The sequence below is a fragment of the Variovorax sp. OK212 genome (genome assembly GCF_900112425.1).
Taxonomy (GTDB): Bacteria; Pseudomonadota; Gammaproteobacteria; order Burkholderiales; family Burkholderiaceae_C; genus Variovorax.
The window spans coordinates 75,015-91,203 of record NZ_FOLP01000010.1; the positions used below are offsets into that span (position 1 = coordinate 75,015).

General features: G+C 67.2%; 17 protein-coding genes. 5 read left to right on the plus strand and 12 right to left on the minus strand.

All coding sequences use genetic code 11. The features are described from left to right. Positions 1 to 23: 23 nt before the first annotated feature. The 5 genes from BM004_RS25445 to BM004_RS25465 form a co-directional block, all read right to left on the minus strand. Complete coding sequence (locus BM004_RS25445; RefSeq protein WP_093130408.1) at positions 24 to 2,333, minus strand: methyl-accepting chemotaxis protein; 2,310 nt, start codon at positions 2,331 to 2,333, stop codon at positions 24 to 26. A 45-nt stretch (positions 2,334 to 2,378) separates the two neighbouring features. Continuing rightward, entirely contained in the window at positions 2,379 to 2,912 is a 534-nt protein-coding gene (locus BM004_RS25450) for a chemotaxis protein CheW (protein WP_093130409.1), read from the minus strand. A gap of 19 nt (positions 2,913 to 2,931) precedes the next feature. Then, a complete protein-coding gene (locus BM004_RS25455) occupies positions 2,932 to 3,297 on the minus strand; it encodes a response regulator (RefSeq protein WP_093130410.1) in 366 nt (121 codons plus the stop codon). Then, positions 3,297 to 3,695, minus strand: a complete 399-nt coding sequence (locus tag BM004_RS25460; RefSeq protein WP_007838399.1) for a response regulator — start codon at positions 3,693 to 3,695, stop codon at positions 3,297 to 3,299. The genes BM004_RS25455 and BM004_RS25460 overlap by 1 nt, the downstream gene beginning before the upstream one ends. An 83-nt stretch (positions 3,696 to 3,778) precedes the next feature. Further along, a complete protein-coding gene (locus tag BM004_RS25465) occupies positions 3,779 to 3,949 on the minus strand; it encodes a rubredoxin (RefSeq protein WP_007838397.1) in 171 nt (56 codons plus the stop codon). A 111-nt stretch (positions 3,950 to 4,060) separates the two neighbouring features. Between BM004_RS25465 and BM004_RS25470 the strand changes: the two genes are divergently transcribed. Together BM004_RS25470 and hemL are read left to right on the plus strand one after the other, a co-directional pair. Then, on the plus strand, positions 4,061 to 5,023 hold the full coding sequence (locus BM004_RS25470) for a bifunctional hydroxymethylpyrimidine kinase/phosphomethylpyrimidine kinase (protein ID WP_093130411.1): 963 nt from the start codon (positions 4,061 to 4,063) through the stop codon (positions 5,021 to 5,023). Then, complete coding sequence (gene hemL, locus BM004_RS25475) at positions 5,023 to 6,303, plus strand: glutamate-1-semialdehyde 2,1-aminomutase (RefSeq protein ID WP_093217825.1); 1,281 nt, start codon at positions 5,023 to 5,025, stop codon at positions 6,301 to 6,303. The genes BM004_RS25470 and hemL overlap by 1 nt, the downstream gene beginning before the upstream one ends. Here the strand turns inward: hemL and BM004_RS25480 are convergent. Together BM004_RS25480 and BM004_RS25485 are read right to left on the minus strand one after the other, a co-directional pair. Beyond that, positions 6,290 to 7,723: an amidase family protein gene (locus tag BM004_RS25480; protein WP_093217827.1), complete on the minus strand. Its 1,434-nt coding sequence runs from the start codon at positions 7,721 to 7,723 to the stop codon at positions 6,290 to 6,292. The two genes, hemL and BM004_RS25480, sit on opposite strands and share 14 nt — an antisense overlap. 53 nt (positions 7,724 to 7,776) lie before the next feature. Continuing rightward, on the minus strand, positions 7,777 to 8,754 hold the full coding sequence (locus BM004_RS25485) for a Bug family tripartite tricarboxylate transporter substrate binding protein (RefSeq protein WP_256220046.1): 978 nt from the start codon (positions 8,752 to 8,754) through the stop codon (positions 7,777 to 7,779). A gap of 173 nt (positions 8,755 to 8,927) precedes the next feature. Between BM004_RS25485 and BM004_RS25490 the strand changes: the two genes are divergently transcribed. Next, positions 8,928 to 9,824 (plus strand): LysR substrate-binding domain-containing protein, encoded by an 897-nt coding sequence (locus BM004_RS25490; protein ID WP_093130414.1) that lies wholly within the window; start codon positions 8,928 to 8,930, stop codon positions 9,822 to 9,824. A gap of 192 nt (positions 9,825 to 10,016) precedes the next feature. Next, the gene (locus BM004_RS25495; protein ID WP_093130415.1) at positions 10,017 to 10,493 is read left to right on the plus strand and encodes a hypothetical protein; all 477 of its coding nucleotides are present in this window, start codon (positions 10,017 to 10,019) and stop codon (positions 10,491 to 10,493) included. Positions 10,494 to 10,521: 28 nt separating this feature from the next. Here the strand turns inward: BM004_RS25495 and purH are convergent, their stop codons facing one another. From purH to dusB, 3 genes are read right to left on the minus strand one after another with little or no spacing between them, the layout of a single operon-like run. Further along, positions 10,522 to 12,129, minus strand: a complete 1,608-nt coding sequence (gene purH / locus BM004_RS25500) for a bifunctional phosphoribosylaminoimidazolecarboxamide formyltransferase/IMP cyclohydrolase (RefSeq protein WP_093130416.1) — start codon at positions 12,127 to 12,129, stop codon at positions 10,522 to 10,524. Positions 12,130 to 12,145: 16 nt separating this feature from the next. Then, positions 12,146 to 12,382 (minus strand): Fis family transcriptional regulator, encoded by a 237-nt coding sequence (locus BM004_RS25505; RefSeq protein ID WP_007838304.1) that lies wholly within the window; start codon positions 12,380 to 12,382, stop codon positions 12,146 to 12,148. A gap of 17 nt (positions 12,383 to 12,399) precedes the next feature. Beyond that, positions 12,400 to 13,461: a tRNA dihydrouridine synthase DusB gene (gene dusB, locus BM004_RS25510; RefSeq protein WP_093130417.1), complete on the minus strand. Its 1,062-nt coding sequence runs from the start codon at positions 13,459 to 13,461 to the stop codon at positions 12,400 to 12,402. 194 nt (positions 13,462 to 13,655) lie between these two features. Here dusB and BM004_RS25515 point away from each other — a divergent pair, with 194 nt between their 5' ends. Further along, a complete protein-coding gene (locus BM004_RS25515; protein WP_093130418.1) occupies positions 13,656 to 14,120 on the plus strand; it encodes a YqaA family protein in 465 nt (154 codons plus the stop codon). On the opposite strand, the gene BM004_RS25520 is transcribed toward BM004_RS25515, so the two are convergent. Both BM004_RS25520 and ychF read right to left on the minus strand, forming a co-directional pair. Then, positions 14,121 to 14,795, minus strand: coding sequence for a glutathione S-transferase (locus tag BM004_RS25520; protein ID WP_093217829.1), 675 nt, complete (start codon positions 14,793 to 14,795; stop codon positions 14,121 to 14,123). It lies immediately after the preceding gene. Between the two features lie 186 nt (positions 14,796 to 14,981). Next, entirely contained in the window at positions 14,982 to 16,073 is a 1,092-nt protein-coding gene (ychF, locus tag BM004_RS25525) for a redox-regulated ATPase YchF (RefSeq protein ID WP_093130420.1), read from the minus strand. Positions 16,074 to 16,189 lie beyond the last annotated feature (116 nt).

Genomic DNA, 16,189 nt, shown 5'->3' on the forward strand with positions numbered 1-16,189 from the left:
TCGCCGTTCTTATCTATCGGGGATCAGGCAATCTTGAAACGGGCCACCGAGCGGCGCAGTTCTTCGGCCATCTGCGACAGTTCGCGCACCTGCTGGGCGGTGGTACGCGTGCCTTCGCCGGTTTGTTCCGTCACGGCAAAAATGTGCTGGATGTTCGCGGCCACCACGTTGGCCGAATCGGCTTCGCGGGAGGCGGATTGCGAAATCTGCTCGATCAGGTCGGCGAGTCGGCGCGACACGCGGTCGATCTCGGACAGCGCGGTACCCGCGTTGTCGGACAGCTTGGCCCCTTCGACCACACCCTGCGTGGAGCGCTCCATGGCGCCCACCGCGTCCTGGGTGTCGGTCTGAATCGCCTTCACCAGCGCCGAGATCTGGCGCGTGGCGTCCGCGGAGCGTTCGGCCAGTCGCTGAACTTCTTCCGCCACCACCGAGAAGCCTCGGCCGGCTTCACCGGCGGATGCGGCCTGGATGGCTGCGTTCAGCGCCAGCACGTTGGTCTGTTCGGTAATGTCCGAGATCAGCTCGGTGATTTCGCCAATTTCCTGCGACGACTCGCCCAGGCGCTTGATGCGCTTCGACGTTTCCTGGATCTGGTCGCGGATGGAGTTCATACCGCCGATGGCGTTCTGCACGGCCTGCAGGCCCGACGATGCGGCTTGCAGCGACTGGCGCGCCACCGTGGCGGACTCTTGCGCTTGCGAGGACACGCCGTTGATTCGCTCGGCCATGGTCAGCACCGACTGGCCGGTTTCGCGAATTTCGCGCAGCTGTTCGGTCGAGGCGGCCAGCAGTTCGGTCGAAGTGCTTTCCACCTGCGACGTGGTTTGCGCCACGCGGGTGGCCGTGTTCTGCACGTTGCCCACCAGCAGGCGCAGTTCTTCCACCGTGTAGTTCACCGAGTCGGCAATGGCGCCGGTGATGTCCTCGGTCACGGTGGCTTCCTGCGTCAGGTCGCCTTCGGCCACTGTCTGCAGTTCATTCATCAGGCGAAGAATGGCGGCCTGGTTGGCGTTGTTCACGCGGCCGGCTTCGTCGGAAGCCTGCTCGGCCGCCAGACGTTCGCGTTCGGCGACGGCGGCACGTTCACGGCCTTCGCGCACCTGCACGAAACCGATGGCGCCGGCCAGCGCCAGGGCGGCCAGCGACAGCACGAACAGCAGCACGATGGTGCCGGCGCCCAGGCCGGTACGGGCCGAGAGCTTTTCCTGCAGGTCGCCCAGCGCCTTGCGCAGGGGTTCGCTGTCGGTCAGGATGGACGCTTGCGCTTCACGCGCGGCCACCAGGCCTTGCAGGTTGCCCAGAATGGCGGAGGCCTGCGTGCGCATCTGCTCGTAGGTCTTCAGGATGGCTTCGAGCTGTTCGCGCGTCTGCGGGTCGCGCGAGCCGGGGAAGCGCTGTTGCGCATTGCCGTCGAGCAGGCCGCGGGTGGTTTCCTGGAAGGTGTTCAGGTCCTTGCCCAGCAGGAACACGGCGTCGGGGTTCACACCCTCGACCGTGAAGAACTCGTTGGTCGACTTGCCGATGCGCTGCGTCAGCATCACGAGCTGGCCGGCGGCCGAGATCTCGGGCAGCGTGGCGTTCTGCTGCATCTTCAGCGACGCGACGGTTTCCGTCATTTCGAGCAGCGTGGACGACTGCTGGTTGATGTCGCGCAAGGCGGCACCCACCTGGGTCAGGATCTGGCGCTGGGCCAGCACGGCCTTGGCGCTGGTGTCGGCACGGGTGACGAGAGGGTTGATCTTGCTCATCTCCTCGTCGTACTGGTTGCCCACGCGTTCCAGGCGCAGCGAGTCGTCGCCGTTGGTCAGGCCGGCAACGCGGCGCGAGAGGTCGTCCGCGCTGTCCTTCACTTCGACGAACGCCGAGGCGCTGCCCACGAGGGCCTGCGAGATCGACTTGGCCAGACGCTGCGACTGCATCAGCGACTGGCCGGTGGCCGCCACCTGCTGCGCCAGGCGTTCCGCGCGAAGAATGGCGGAGCCGGCCACCAGCAACAGCAGCAACACGACCACGGCCAGCAGGATGGCCAGGATCCGCTGCTGCTTGGCCAGGCCGGAAGCCGCGCGGCCGCCGGAGAGGTCGAGCACGGGCTCGGGCGCCACTGCGGCCGGCTCGTTGGCGGCGTCGCCGCCGCCCGGCAGGTCGAGGTCGCCGAAGCTGGTGTCGGTGGCCGCGCCCTTCCTGGCGAGGCGCACGGTTTTTTCGTCCGGGACCTGGACCGTGTCGACGTCGTCGATCGACAACGTGGAACCGGAGCCGTCGACGCGGGCCTTGTCATTGCCGTTGTTGGCGGGCAGTAATTTCTTGAACTTGTCGGCGATCGAGCTCACGGTCGGTCCTTCAGGTGGTTGCCGGTACGGCGTGCGGAAGCACTGCTACGCACCAATACTCAAAAACTGGGGTTGCTGCGAAAGCGCTTGCAGATTGACTTCCTGCCAGCGTTCTCCTGCTGCGTCGGTGTACAGCTGCCCGTGCCAGGCAGGTGCTTCTGCGCCCGGGGGTTCGGCGGCCGTGAAGGCCTCCGCGCCCCGCAACCCCGCCAGTCGATCGACCAGCAATGCGCAGTTGACTTCGAGCAGCTCGTTGAAGGCAACGAGCCGCGACTGGATGCGCGCCGCTTCGGTGGCGGCCAGCGCGCGCGGCGCGCCGGCGGCGAACGCCGAAAGCTGCACGACGCCGTACAGGCCGCCGCGCAGGTTGGCAACACCGAGGAACCAGGGTTCCGTGTAGGGCACGGGCTGGGGCGGCGTCCAGGGAAAGATTTCGCCGGCGTGTCCCAGCGGGAAGAGGTACTTGCCCTCACCCGCCTCGACGGCCAGCCACGTGGCGGCCACGCCCGTCGTGCGAGCAGCCTGCAGGCGGCTCGCCAGCCGGGACTGGAAGGCTCTCAGAGCATCGCGATTCGCCATGGACTCGGCGGGCTTTCGGTCAGGCCAGCGCGCTGATCTTGGACATCAGATCGGCTGCGTTGACTGGCTTGACGATGTAGTCGCGGGCGCCCTGGCGCATGCCCCAGACGCGGTCGGTTTCCTGGTTCTTGCTCGTGCACAGGATGATCGGGATCGCGGCGTACTTGGGGTCGCGGACGATGGCGCGCGTGAGCTGGAAGCCGTTCTGGCCGGGCATGACCACGTCCATGAGGATCAGGTCGGGCTGATCTTCTTCCAGGCGGCGCATGGCGTCGTCGGCGTTCTCGGCGGTCTTCACGGCGTAGCCGTTCTTCTGCAGCAGGTCGGACAGGAACATCAGTTCCGTCTTGGAGTCGTCGACGACGAGGATTTTTCGAATAGGCATTACTGCGCTTCCTGTTGAACGATGCCAAACTGCTGCACGGCCTGCAGCAGCTGGTCTTTGGTGAAAGGCTTGGTCAGGTAGTCCTGGGAGCCGACCATGCGGCCGCGGGCCTTGTCGAATACGCCATCCTTCGAGGACAGCATGACGACCGGGACGTTGGAGAAATTGGCGTTGCGCTTGATGATGGCGCAGGTCTGGTAGCCGTCGAGCCGCGGCATCAGGATGTCGCAGAAAATCAGATGCGGCTTGTGGTCGTTAACCTTGGAGAGCGCGTCGAAGCCGTCTTCCGCGAGAAGAACCTCGTGCCCACCCTGCTTCAGAAAAATCTCGGCACTGCGCCGGATGGTGTTGCTGTCGTCGATGACAAGCACCTTGTAACCTGATCCATTCGGGCCCATTGCAAACGCTCCTGCTCATGAGACTTGGAAGCCCGCCGCGCCGACATCGACGCAGACCGCGTAGCTCTATCTATGCCATGCTTTCAGATTTCAACCATTTCGAAGTCTTCCTTGCGCGCACCGCACTCAGGACAGGTCCAGTTCATCGGAACATCGGCCCAGGCCGTGCCTGCCGCGATGCCGTCTTCCGGTACACCAACCGCTTCGTCATAGATCCACCCACAAATCAGGCACATCCAAGTTTTCGTGTTCATCGGAGCTTAAAGTCCTTGTTCATTAAATGCAACGAGTGTATCTATGCGTATCTCACTGGCGGACCGTAAACGTCGCGCCTATGCCACCATCCAGGGGATCCAGCCCGGCGTATGACCATCTACTTACTTCCAGCAGATAACGCCCGCAAACCGGGCGATCTTAACGACCCCTCGCAGGATGACAGCGAGCTGGCCGAACGCGACCTGAATCCCCCCTGCGTGCTGGTGTTCAATGCCAGCGATCCCAGCGGGGCGGGCGGCCTGGGCGCCGACGCCCTCGCCATGGCGTCGGTGGGCGCACACATCCTGCCCGTGGTGACGGGCGCCTACGCCCGGGACACGGCCGAGATTTTCGACCACTTCCCGTTCGACGAGGAGGCCATCGCCGAGCAGGCGCGCGCCATCCTGGAGGACGTCGAAGTGCAGTTGATCAAGGTCGGTTTCGCCGGCACCACCGAGGCGCTGAGCACCATCGCCGAGACCGCCGCCGACTATCCGGACGTGCCCGTGGTGGCCTACATGCCCAACCTGTCGTGGTGGGACGAAAACCTGATCGAGCCCTATCTGGACGCGTTTCGGGAACTTGTTTTGCCTCAAACAACGGTGTTGGTCGGAAACCACAGCACCCTGTGGCGCTGGCTGCTGCCGGACTGGAGCGGGGAGCGTCCGCCCGGCGCGCGCGACATCGCCAAGGCCGCCGGCGAGTTCGGCGTGCCCTACACGCTGGTGACCGGCATGGTGCTGCCCGAGCAGTTCATCGACAACGTGCTGGCCTCGCCGCAGTCGGTGCTCGCCAGCGAAAAGTACGAGCGGCTGGAGGCCGTGTTCGCCGGTGCCGGCGACACCCTGTCGGCCGCGCTGGCCGCCCTGCTGGCCAGCGGCACCGACCTGGTGGCCGCCACCTCCGAAGCCCTGGCCTACATGGATCGCTGCCTCGACGCGGGTTTCCGCCCCGGCATGGGCCATGTGCTGCCAGACCGCCTGTTCTGGGCCGAACCGGAGGACGACGACGACGACGATGCCCCCGACGCCGAGCCCGATTTCGCCCTCCCCCCCCACGACACCCGACACTGATGACCGACCAGAACGACATTCTTTTCGAGCGCGCCCGCGCCGTGATTCCCGGTGGCGTGAACTCGCCCGTGCGCGCCTTCAAGGCCGTGGGCGGCACGCCCCGCTTCATCCAGCGCGCGCAGGGTGCCTATTTCTGGGACGCCAACGACAAGCGCTACATCGACTACATCGGCTCCTGGGGCCCGATGATCCTGGGCCACGGCCACCCCGCGGTGGTCGAGGCGGTGCAGAAGGCCGTGCTCGAAGGCTTCTCGTACGGCGCGCCGACCGAGCGCGAGATCGAGCTGGCCGAGGCCATCCTCGCGCTGGTGCCGTCGATGGAAATGGTGCGCCTCGTGAGCTCGGGCACCGAGGCCGCCATGAGCGCGCTGCGCCTGGCGCGCGGCACCACCGGCCGCAAGAGCATCATCAAGTTCGAGGGCTGCTACCACGGCCACGCCGACGCGCTGCTGGTGAAGGCCGGTTCCGGCCTCGCGACCTTCGGCAACCCGACCTCGGCCGGCGTGCCGCCCGAGGTGGTGCAGCACACCATCGTGCTCGAGTACAACAACCTGCAGCAGCTCGAAGAGGCCTTCTCGCTGCACGGCAACGACATCGCCTGCCTGATGATCGAGGCCATCGCCGGCAACATGAATTTCGTGCGCGCCACGCCCGAGTTCGCCAGGCGCTGCCGCGAGCTGTGCACGCAGCACGGCGCGCTGCTGGTGTTCGACGAGGTGATGACCGGTTTTCGCGTGGGCCTGCACGGCGCGCAGGGCGTGCTGGGCGTCAAGCCCGACCTCACGGTGCTGGGCAAGGTCATCGGCGGCGGCATGCCGCTGGCGGCCTTCGGCGGCCCGCGCGCCATCATGGAACAGCTCGCGCCGCTGGGCCCGGTCTACCAGGCCGGCACGCTGTCGGGCAACCCGGTGGCCACGGCCTGCGGCCTTGCCACGCTGAAGGAAATCGCCAAGCCCGGTTTCTACGAAGCGCTCGGCCACAAGACGCGCGCGCTGGTCGACGGCCTGAAGGCCGCTGCAGCCGCCGAGGGCCAGCCCTTCAACGCCGACAGCGAAGGCGGCATGTTCGGCTTCTTCCTGATGAAGGACCTGCCGCAGAACTACGCGACCGTGATGACCACCGACAACGCGCAGTTCAACGCGCTGTTCCACGGCCTGCTCGACCGCGGCGTCTACATTGCGCCGGCCCTCTACGAAGCGGGCTTCGTGAGCGCGGCCCACACCGACGAAGACATCGCCGCCACCGTCGAGGCGGCGCGCGACATCTTCAGGAAGCGCTGACGCGCCTTGCGCCGCAGGGGTCGACGACCGGGACCAGCCCGGCGTCCGCCTCGAGCACCTCGGCCGCGGCCATGCACAGGTCTTCGCGGAACCTGTCGCTCACCAGTTGCACGCCGGTGGGCAGGCCGTTGCGCAAGCCCATGGGCACCGACAGCCCCGGCAAGCCCAGGATGGCGGTGGACAGCAGCGGGCTCTGCGCATCGAGCAGGCCGCGCATGGCGGCACTGCCCTGCTGGTCCGCGTCGACCGGAAACGGGTGGCGCCAGGACACCGGCAGCAGCACCAGCGGATGGCGCTGCAGGAACAGGGCCCACTCACGCATCAGCCCCGTGCGCGCGGCAAGCGCACCCATGTAGCCCGCCGTGTCGAACTGCGGCGCATGCGCGTCCATGGCACGGTAGGCCTGGCGGATGGTCTCGTCGCCGTCGCGCAGCAGCGCGGGTTCGACCAGCAGCCGGCTGTCGGCCATCGTCAATGCGAGCCAGAGGTCCGCGGCCTCGCGCAGGCGGGGCGGTTGCACGGGCTCGACCTGGTAGCCGGCCCGTTCGAGGCTGCGTGCCGCGCGCTGCAGCGCATCGGCCACCTCGGGATCGCAGGCGTAGCCGGGCAGTTCGGTGCACAGCGCCACGCGCACCGGCGCGGCGGCATCCGCGGCCTCGAGCGGCGCGGGCACCCACCAGGGGTCTCGCACGTCGCGCGCGGCCATCGCGGCGAAGGCGATGCGCAGGTCCCGCACGTTGCGCGCGAGCGGCCCCTGAACCGAACTCAGCTGGACCACGGGCGGGCGCTCGCCCTTGCCCGAGGGATTGAACGCGGGCACCCGCCCGAAGCTGGGACGCAGCCCGTACACGCCGCAGGCGTAGGCCGGATAGCGGATCGATCCGCCCTGGTCGTTGCCATGGGCGATGGCGCCGATGCCGACCGCAACGGCCGCCGCCGCGCCGCCGCTCGAACCGCCCGGCGTCACGCCCGCGTCGTGCGGATTGAGGGTGCGCCCGTGGGCGGCGTTGTCGGTGAACCAGCGCATCGAGAACGCGGGCGTGTTGGTGCGTGCTATCACGATGGCGCCGGCACGCCGCAGGTTCGCGACCACCGGGCTGTCTTCGCCGGCCACGACGCTCCGGTACGCCTGCACGCCGTTGGTGGTGGCGTGCCCGCGCTGGTCGACGTTGACCTTGACCGTGACCGGCACGCCGTGCAGCGGCCCGGTCTTTTCGCTCTTTTCGCCTTTCGCGAGAGACGCATCGGCCTGCGCGGCTTCACGCAGCGCTTCTTCCGCGCAGCTGTCGACCACGGCGTTCACCTGCGGGTTGACCGCGTCGAGCCGGGCGAGGCTGCTGCGCACCGCCTCGACGCACGAGATCTCGCGCGCCTTGATGCGCTGCGCCAGTTCGGCAGCGTCCAGTTGCCATGGATGCATGAGGTATCTCCTGGGGAAAAAAATGGGAACAGGGAACAGGCAAGAGGCGGGCGTCAGTCGCCTTTGACGCCCGCGCGCCGGACCGCTTCGGCCCAGCGCGGTGTCTCGCGCTTCATCAATGCACTGAGCTCTTCCGGGCTCGAAGGCAGTGCCTCGACCGACAGGGCGGCGTAGGCCCGCAGAACGGCCGGATCGGCCAGCGCGGCGCGCAGCGCGGTGTTCAGGCGGTCGACGACCTTGCGCGGTGTTCCCGCCGGCGCCACCATCGCGCCCCACGCGACCACGTCGAAGCCTGGAACGCCGCTTTCGGCCACCGTCGCCACATCGGGCAGCACCGAGGCGCGCTTCGCGCTGGTCACGGCGATCGCCTTCACGCGCCCCTGCTGCACGAAAGGCAGCACGGCCGCGATGTTCTCGATGGTCACGTCGAGCTGGCCGTTGACCATGTCGCCGACGGCCTGGGTGCCGGTCTTGTAGGGCACCTGCACCATGGCCAGCCCGGTCTCCGCCTTCAGCAGCTCGCCGGTGAGGTGGCCCGCGCTGCCGATGCCGGGCGAGCCGACCGACAGCTGGCCCGGATGGGCGCGGCCGTAGGCAATCAGCTCCTGCAGGTTGCGAACCGGCAGGTCCTTGCGCACGATGACCACGTACGCATTCGACGAGATCAGCCCGATCGGCACGAGGTCCTTCGCGGGGGCGTACGGCAACTTGGAAAAGAAGGCGGAGTTGATGCTGAGGGTCACCAGGTTGCCGTAGCCGACCGTGTAGCCGTCGGGCGCGGCGGTGACCACGGCCTGCGTGCCGACGATGCCTCCGGCGCTGGGGCGGTTGTCCACGGCAATGGCCTGGCCCAGCTCGCGCCCCATCGCGTCGGCCACCGGCCGCATCGAGACGTCCACGCCCGAGCCCGCGGCATAGGGCACGATGAACTTCAGCGGCCGCTCGGGGTACTCGGCCCACGCGCCCATGGCGGCGGCGGCAAGCCCGGCGACGGCGATGCGGCGGGCCCACGCGGATGACGATGCAAACATGGCGCTGTGTCCTTTGAGAGTTCCGCCGCTCGCTGGATGGATGGATGGATGGAGCCGGCCGGTTCGCAAAGTCTAGGAAGCGGGCCTCGATCGCAAAAGACAATCGCTTGTCGCGATGACAACCTGCGCCTGTCTGGGGATCTCCCGATGGCGCCCCCGGGCAGAATGCGCGGATGAAGGACCACCAGCTCAAGGCCTGGCTGCGGCTGGCCGACACCGGCAGCATTCGCGCCGCCGCACGCAGCCTGCACCTGAGCCAGGCCGCGGTGACCAAGGCGATCCGCGAACTCGAGGCCGAGGTCGATGCGCAGCTGGTGCTGCGCAGCTCGCGCGGCATCGAGTTCACCGAATGCGGACGCCAGCTCACGGTGCGCGCCCGGCTCGCGCACCAGCAACTCGAACTCGCGCGGCAGGACATCCGCATCCTGCAAGGCGGCCAGCACGGGCGCGTGTCGGTGGCCGTCACGCCGATGGTGTTCCTGGGCGCGCTGCCCGAGGTGGTGCGCGCCTTCCGCAAGGCCATGCCCCATGCGCAGCTCAAGCTGTACGACGGACTGATCCCGCAGGTGCTGCCGCTGCTGCGCGAAGGAATGGTGGACTTCGCGGTGGCCGGCCCCGTGGCCGCGGCGCTCGAAGCCGACTTCGCCTTCGAACGGCTCGACGCGCTGGAGATGGCGGTGCTGTGCCGGCGCGGCCATCCGCTGCGCCACGCCACGCGCTGGGAGGAAGTGGCCGGCGCCGAATGGCTGATGCATCTGGCGCCGGGCAGCCAGCACAGCTTTCTGCTCGAGCAGTACGCCGAGCAGGGCCTGCCGCTGCCGGAGCACCGCATCGAGGTGGCCTCGTTCGGCGTGAGCTGGGGCCTGCTCACGCGCAGCGACGCGCTGATGATCGGGCCCGCGGGCATGCTCGAACTGCCGCCCTACGCGGACATGGTGGAGCGCATTGCGCTCGCCATGCCGGTGCCGCCGCTCGAGCTGGGCATCGTGTCGCCGCGCGGCAAGCCCTTGTCGCTGGCGGCCATGCGGCTGGCGGAGCTGTTTCGCAAGTACCTGGCGCGGCCCGCCTGAGCCGGCCGGGCGGAATCACGGTACGGCATCACGGCCCGGTGTCACGGCCCGGTGTCACGCATTTCGGGTTTGCGCCGTGTATATTGCCCCGGCACTCGACGAAGCGCACTTCGCGGGCAGCACCAGGGGATCAAGAAAACGCGGCCGCCATCGAAGCGGCCCGCCCAACAGATATCGAGGACGTTCCAGCCCATGACCCCCCTGCGCATGCTGCCGATGCTGAGTGCCCTTCTCTTGCCGGGCCTCTCGCTGGCACAGTCCTTCGAGCCGAAGAACATCTGGGTCAACCCCGGCTTCTACTCGGCCCACTTCGACAGCGGCAAGGGGCTGGAGAACGTGAACCAGGGCCTGGGCTTCGAGTACCCGCTGAGCGACACCTACCGCATCACCGCGGGCACCTTCCACAACAGCGACCGCAAGCAGTCCAACTACGTCGGCCTGTACGTGCTGCCCTTCGAGTTCTACGGTGTCAAGTTCGGTGCCGTGGTGGGCGGCTTCGACGGCTACCCCAACTACCGCAACGGCAACTGGTTCCCCGCCATCCTTCCGACGGCGGCCATCGAAGGCAAGAACTGGGGCCTGAACATCGCGTACGTGCCGACCATCAAGAACCGGCTGTACGGCGCCATCACCTTCCAGCTGAAGTACCGCTTCGGCAACCACGAGTAAGGCTCGCGGCCGCCGGAGCTTTCGCCGCTCAGTGGCGGAAGTGACGCACGCCCGAGAGGACCATCACCACGCCGCGCTCGTCGGCCGCGTCGATCACTTCCTGGTCGCGCATCGAGCCGCCCGGCTGGATGACGCAGCTCGCACCCGCATCGACCACCACGTCGAGGCCGTCGCGGAACGGGAAGAAGGCATCGCTGGCCACGGCCGTGCCCTTCAGCGACAGGCCGGCATGCTCGGCCTTGATGCTGGCGATGCGCGCCGAGTCGAGGCGGCTCATCTGGCCCGCGCCCACGCCCATGGTCATGCCGTCGGCGCAGAACACGATCGCGTTGCTCTTCACGTACTTCGCGACCTTCCATGCGAACAGCAGGTCTTGCAGCTGCTGCGGCGTGGGTTGCTTCTTGCTGACGACCTTGAGGTCGCTGGCCGCGAGCTCGTGGTTGTCGGCGGTCTGGATCAGCAGGCCCGAGCCGACGCGCTTCACGTCCATCGCGTTGCGGCCGTTGTCCCAGTCGGTGGCGCCGCCCTTGGGCAGTGCGATCTCGAGCACGCGCACGTTGAGCTTGGCCTTGGTGGCCTGGAACACCTCGAGCGCCTCGGGCGTGTAGCCCGGTGCCATCAGCACTTCGACGAACTGCTTGGCAATCTCTTGCGCGGTGGCGCCGTCGACCGGGCGGTTGAAGGCGATGATGCCGCCGAAGGCCGAGGTCGGGTCGGTCTTGAAGGCCTTCGAATAAGCCTCGGCTGCGTCCTTGCCGATGGCCACGCCGCAGGGATTGGCGTGCTTCACGATCACGCAGGCCGGCACGTCGAAGCTCTTCACGCATTCCCACGCGGCATCGGCGTCGGCGATGTTGTTGTAGCTCAGCTCCTTGCCTTGCAGCTGCCTGGCCGACACCAGCGAACCGGGCGCCGGGTACAGGTCGCGGTAGAACGCGGCCTGCTGGTGCGGGTTCTCGCCGTAGCGCAGGTCCTGCACCTTCACGAAGCGGCCGTTGCTCTGCGCCGGGAACAGCGAGCGCTTGGGCGCGGGCTGGCCGATGCTGGCGTCGAAGTCGATGGCCGAGAGGTAGTCGCTGATCGCGCCGTCGTAGTCGGCGATGCGGTTGAACGCAGCCACCGAGAACGCGAACTTGGTCTTGTCGCCGAGCTTGCCGTCGGCCTTCAGTTCGGCCAGCGCCACGGCGTACTGCGACGCGTCGGTGAGCACGCCCACGTCCTTCCAGTTCTTGGCCGCGCTGCGCACCATGGCCGGGCCGCCGATGTCGATGTTCTCGATCGCATCTTCGAGCGTGCAGCCGGGCTTGGCCACGGTGGCTTCGAACGGGTACAGGTTGACCACGAGCAGGTCGATGGTGTCGATGCCGTGCTGCTTGATCGCAGCCACGTGCTCGGGCAGGTCGCGGCGCGCCAGCAGGCCGCCGTGGATCTTCGGGTGCAGCGTCTTCACGCGGCCGTCGAGCATTTCGGGGAAGCCGGTGTGGTCGGCCACCTCGGTGACGGGCAGGCCGGCGTCGGCCAGCAGCTTGGCGGTGCCGCCGGTGGACAGCAGCTTGATGCCCAGCGCGTGGAGCGCCTGGGCGAATTCGAGGATGCCGGTCTTGTCGGAAACGGAGATGAGTGCAGTCTGGGCCATGGGATATGCCGTGGAGTTATTTCAAAAGTTTGTGTTCGACCAGCTTCTTGCGAAGCGTGTTGCGATTCAGGCCCAACCATTGCGCGGCCTTCGACTGATTGCCTTCGGCGCGCGTCATGACGACATCGAGCAGGGGCTTCTCGACCACGCGCACGAGCATTTCGTACATGCCGTCGGGTTCGGTGCCGCGCAGATCGCGAAAGTAGCTGTCCAGACTGGTGCGCACGCAGTCCTCGATGTGTTTCTTGCTCATTGCTTCTTCTCTTCTTCTCAATCGACGGCGCAAGCCGCCTCCTCTTCACCGGACAGCTCTTCGTCTGCCTGGTGCTGCACGGGCATGCGGTCCATGCGGTCCGCGAGCCCGTCGAAATAGTCGCCGACCGCGCGCAGCTGCTCGGCACAGTCCTCGATGGTGTTCATCTGCGCGCGGAACGCCTCGCCGTCGGGCAGCGTGCGCACGTACCAGCCGATGTGCTTGCGCGCCGTGCGCACACCGCTGTAGTCGCCGTACAGCGCATAGTGCTCCACCAGATGGTCGAGCAGCAAGCGGCGCACTTCCACCACGAGCGGCGGCGCGCGGTGCGTGCCGGTCTCCAGGAAGTGCGCGATCTCGCGGAAGATCCACGGCCGGCCTTGCGCCGCGCGGCCGATCATCACCGCGTCGGCGCCCGTGGCCGCCAGCACGTCGCGCGCCTTCTCGGGCGAGCGGATGTCGCCGTTGGCCACCACCGGCACGCGCACCGCGGCCTTCACGGCGGCGATGGTGTCGTACTCGGCGTGGCCCTTGTAGCCTTGCTCGCGCGTGCGTCCGTGCACGGTGAGCATCTGCACGCCGGCGGCTTCGAAATCGCGCGCCAGCTTCACCGCGTTGCGCTGGTCGTGGCTCCAGCCGGTGCGCATCTTCAGCGTGACCGGCACGTTGAAGGGCTGCGCCGCATCGACCACGGCCTGCACGATCTCCAGCGCCAGCGGCTCGTCGCGCATCAGCGCCGAGCCGGCCCACTTGTTGCAGACCTTCTTGGCCGGGCAGCCCATGTTGATGTCGATGATCTGCGCGCCGCGCTCGATGTTGTAGACCGTGGCCTCGGCCATCATGGCCGCGTCGGTGCCGGCGATCTGCACCGCGATGGGACCGGGCTCGCCGTCGTGGTTCGCGCGGCGCGAGGTCTTCAGCGTGCCCCAGAGTTCCTTGCGCGACGTGACCATCTCGCTGACCGCATAGCCCGCGCCGAGTTCACGGCACAGCATGCGGAACGGCCGGTCCGTCACGCCGGCCATGGGCGCGACGAACAGGCGGTTTTCCAGCGTATGGGTGCCGATCTGCAAGGTCATTTGGAAGGGGAGCGGTGCGCGTTCGGCTGCTGAAAAATGAGGCACGATTGTAGCCACGCCGCATTTCAGCGACTGAAACGATTTGCGGCCTGGGTACCCGAGTAAACACCGGGTCGCCGCGGGGCTTTCGGGGCCTTCTCCCACGCGGTTGCGACGTGAGCACTGCCTATACTTCGCCGACTTCACCCGACCTCATGCAAGCCTGGCTCGACTCTCTCATGGCGCTGCTGGCGCTGCCGCAATACGGTCTCTCGACCTTGTTCGTGGCGGCTTTCGTCTCCGCGACGCTGCTGCCCGTGGGCTCCGAGCCGTTTCTCTTCGGGCTGCTCAAGCTCAACCCCGACATGTTCTGGCCGGCCATCGCGGTGGCCACCGTCGGCAACACGCTGGGCGGCGCGGTCGACTGGTGGATGGGCTACGGCGCGCACAAGGTCGCCGACAAATACTCGCACTCGAAACACCATGTGCGAGTTTTGGGCTGGCTGGAACGGCTCGGCCCGAAGGCCTGCCTGCTGAGCTGGCTGCCGCTGGTGGGCGATCCGCTGTGCGCGGTGGCCGGCTGGCTCAAGCTGCCGTTCTGGCCTTGCGTGGCCTACATGGCCATCGGCAAGTTCCTGCGCTACATCACCATGACGGTGGCGCTGCTGCAGATCTTCTGATCAGCTCAGCAGCCCGTAGGGGCCGCCGCGCTCGAGCGCGCGCTTGTACGCGGGGCGCGCGTGAACGCGCTCCAGGTAGGCCATGAGCTTCGGGCGCTTCGCGTCGAGCCCGCCGCGCGCCTGCGCCGCTTCCACCGGGAAGCTCATCTGGATGTCGGCGCCGCTGAACTCATCGCCGGCGAACCACTCGCTCTTGCTCAGTTCGCCTTCCATGAAGTTCAGGTGCCCCACGATGTTCGGGTTGATGAACGCGCCCTTGGCCTTGGCCGCGATGGCCTTGGCGATCGGCTTCGCGAAGAACGGCATCTTCGCGGTCTCGATGCGGTCGAACACCAGCTTCAGCAGCAGCGGCGACATGGCCGAGCCTTCGGCGAAGTGCAGCCAGTAGCGATAGCGCAGCGCCTCCGGCGTGCCGGCCGCGGGCGCGAGGCGGCCCTGGCCGAAGCGCTCGATGACGGTCTCGATGATCGCGCCCGATTCCGCGAGCGCGAGTCCGTCATCCGTGGTGACAACCGGTGACTTGCCCAGCGGATGAACGGCCCGCAGCGAAGCGGGCGCCAACATGGTCTGCGGATCGCGCTGGTAGTGGACGATCTCGTAAGGCAGCTCGAGTTCTTCGAGCAGCCAGAGCACACGTTGCGAACGCGAGTTGTTGAGGTGGTGGACGGTGAGCATGAAGGCGGGCCTTGTGAAGGAATTCGGGGCGCGCGCAGTCTACCGAACAACTCTCCCGAAAAGAGCCGCATGGCTCCTTCCAGGAAACACCGAGGAACCGGCTTTGCCGGGCCTCAGGTGTTGTGCCCCCGTGGCAGGGGAAGGCGCAGCGACACGAAGTGCGCGCGGCCCGGGGGGCGAGCCCTTTCAGGAGCTGAACAGGAAGTTCATCACGTCGCCATCCTTCACGACGTATTCCTTGCCTTCCGAACGCATCTTCCCCGCGTCCTTCGCGCCCTGCTCGCCCTTGAAGGCGATGTAGTCCTCGAACGCGATGGTCTGGGCGCGGATGTAGCCCTTCTCGAAGTCGCCGTGGATCACGCCGGCGGCTTGCGGGCCGGTGTCGCCGATGTGGATGGTCCAGGCGCGCACTTCCTTCACGCCGGCGGTGAAGTAGGTCTGCAGGCCCAGCAGCTTGAAGGCCGCGCGGATCAGGCGGTTCAGGCCCGGCTCTTCCTGGCCGATCTCGGCGAGGAACATCTTCTTGTCTTCGTCGTCCATCTCGGCCAGGTCGGCTTCGATCTTGGCGCAGATGGCGACCACGGGCGCACCCTGCTTGGCGGCGTATTCGCGCAGGCGGTCGAGGTAGGGGTTGTTCTCGAAGCCGTCTTCGGCCACGTTGCCCACGAACATCGCGGGCTTGGCGGTGATCAGCGTGAAGCTCTTCACCAGCGGCTGCTCTTCCTTCGTGAACTCGAGCGCGCGCACCGGCGTGTTCTCGTTCAGCGCGGCCTGGCAGCGCTCGAGCAGGCCGACGAGCTTCTGCGCGTCCTTGTCGCCGGAACGCGCCACCTTGGTGTGGCGGTGCAGCGCCTTCTCGACCGTGGCCAGGTCGGCCAGGCAGAGTTCGGTCTGGATCACTTCGATGTCGGAGATCGGGTCGACCTTGCCGGCCACGTGGATCACGTTCTCGTCGTCGAAGCAGCGCACCACGTTCACCGTGGCATCGGTCTCGCGGATGTGCGCGAGGAACTTGTTGCCCAGGCCTTCGCCGGTGCTGGCGCCGGCCACCAGGCCGGCGATGTCGACGAACTCGACGATGGCGGGCACCACGCGCTCGGGCTTCACGATCTCGCTCAGCTGGGCGAGGCGGGGATCGGGCACTTCCACCACGCCGACGTTCGGCTCGATGGTGCAGAAGGGGTAGTTTTCCGCCGCGATGCCGGCCTTGGTCAACGCATTGAAAAGGGTGGATTTACCGACGTTGGGCAGGCCGACGATGCCGCATTGCAAACTCATGGGAGGTCCTCTTGGGTAACCGGCGATTTTAGGCGAGCATGGCTGCACGCCCGCGCGGCGGGGCTTCGGACCCCTTTTTGCCTGCCTTCGGCATCAGGGTTAAACCCGATTAGCAA

Excerpts from the sequence above, each read along its gene's own strand:
- hemL (WP_093217825.1), top strand. The coding sequence starts at position 5,023 with ATGACCGACCAGAACGACATTCTTTTCGAGCGCGCCCGCGCCGTGATT.
- ychF (WP_093130420.1), bottom strand. The coding sequence starts at position 16,073 with ATGAGTTTGCAATGCGGCATCGTCGGCCTGCCCAACGTCGGTAAATCC.
- BM004_RS25495 (WP_093130415.1), top strand. The coding sequence starts at position 10,017 with ATGACCCCCCTGCGCATGCTGCCGATGCTGAGTGCCCTTCTCTTGCCG.
- BM004_RS25470 (WP_093130411.1), top strand. The coding sequence starts at position 4,061 with ATGACCATCTACTTACTTCCAGCAGATAACGCCCGCAAACCGGGCGAT.
- BM004_RS25465 (WP_007838397.1), bottom strand. The coding sequence starts at position 3,949 with ATGAACACGAAAACTTGGATGTGCCTGATTTGTGGGTGGATCTATGAC.
- BM004_RS25515 (WP_093130418.1), top strand. The coding sequence starts at position 13,656 with ATGCAAGCCTGGCTCGACTCTCTCATGGCGCTGCTGGCGCTGCCGCAA.
- dusB (WP_093130417.1), bottom strand. The coding sequence starts at position 13,461 with ATGACCTTGCAGATCGGCACCCATACGCTGGAAAACCGCCTGTTCGTC.
- BM004_RS25450 (WP_093130409.1), bottom strand. The coding sequence starts at position 2,912 with ATGGCGAATCGCGATGCTCTGAGAGCCTTCCAGTCCCGGCTGGCGAGC.
- BM004_RS25505 (WP_007838304.1), bottom strand. The coding sequence starts at position 12,382 with ATGAGCAAGAAACACATCGAGGACTGCGTGCGCACCAGTCTGGACAGC.
- purH (WP_093130416.1), bottom strand. The coding sequence starts at position 12,129 with ATGGCCCAGACTGCACTCATCTCCGTTTCCGACAAGACCGGCATCCTC.
- BM004_RS25485 (WP_256220046.1), bottom strand. The coding sequence starts at position 8,754 with ATGTTTGCATCGTCATCCGCGTGGGCCCGCCGCATCGCCGTCGCCGGG.
- BM004_RS25490 (WP_093130414.1), top strand. The coding sequence starts at position 8,928 with ATGAAGGACCACCAGCTCAAGGCCTGGCTGCGGCTGGCCGACACCGGC.
- BM004_RS25520 (WP_093217829.1), bottom strand. The coding sequence starts at position 14,795 with ATGCTCACCGTCCACCACCTCAACAACTCGCGTTCGCAACGTGTGCTC.
- BM004_RS25460 (WP_007838399.1), bottom strand. The coding sequence starts at position 3,695 with ATGGGCCCGAATGGATCAGGTTACAAGGTGCTTGTCATCGACGACAGC.
- BM004_RS25480 (WP_093217827.1), bottom strand. The coding sequence starts at position 7,723 with ATGCATCCATGGCAACTGGACGCTGCCGAACTGGCGCAGCGCATCAAG.
- BM004_RS25455 (WP_093130410.1), bottom strand. The coding sequence starts at position 3,297 with ATGCCTATTCGAAAAATCCTCGTCGTCGACGACTCCAAGACGGAACTG.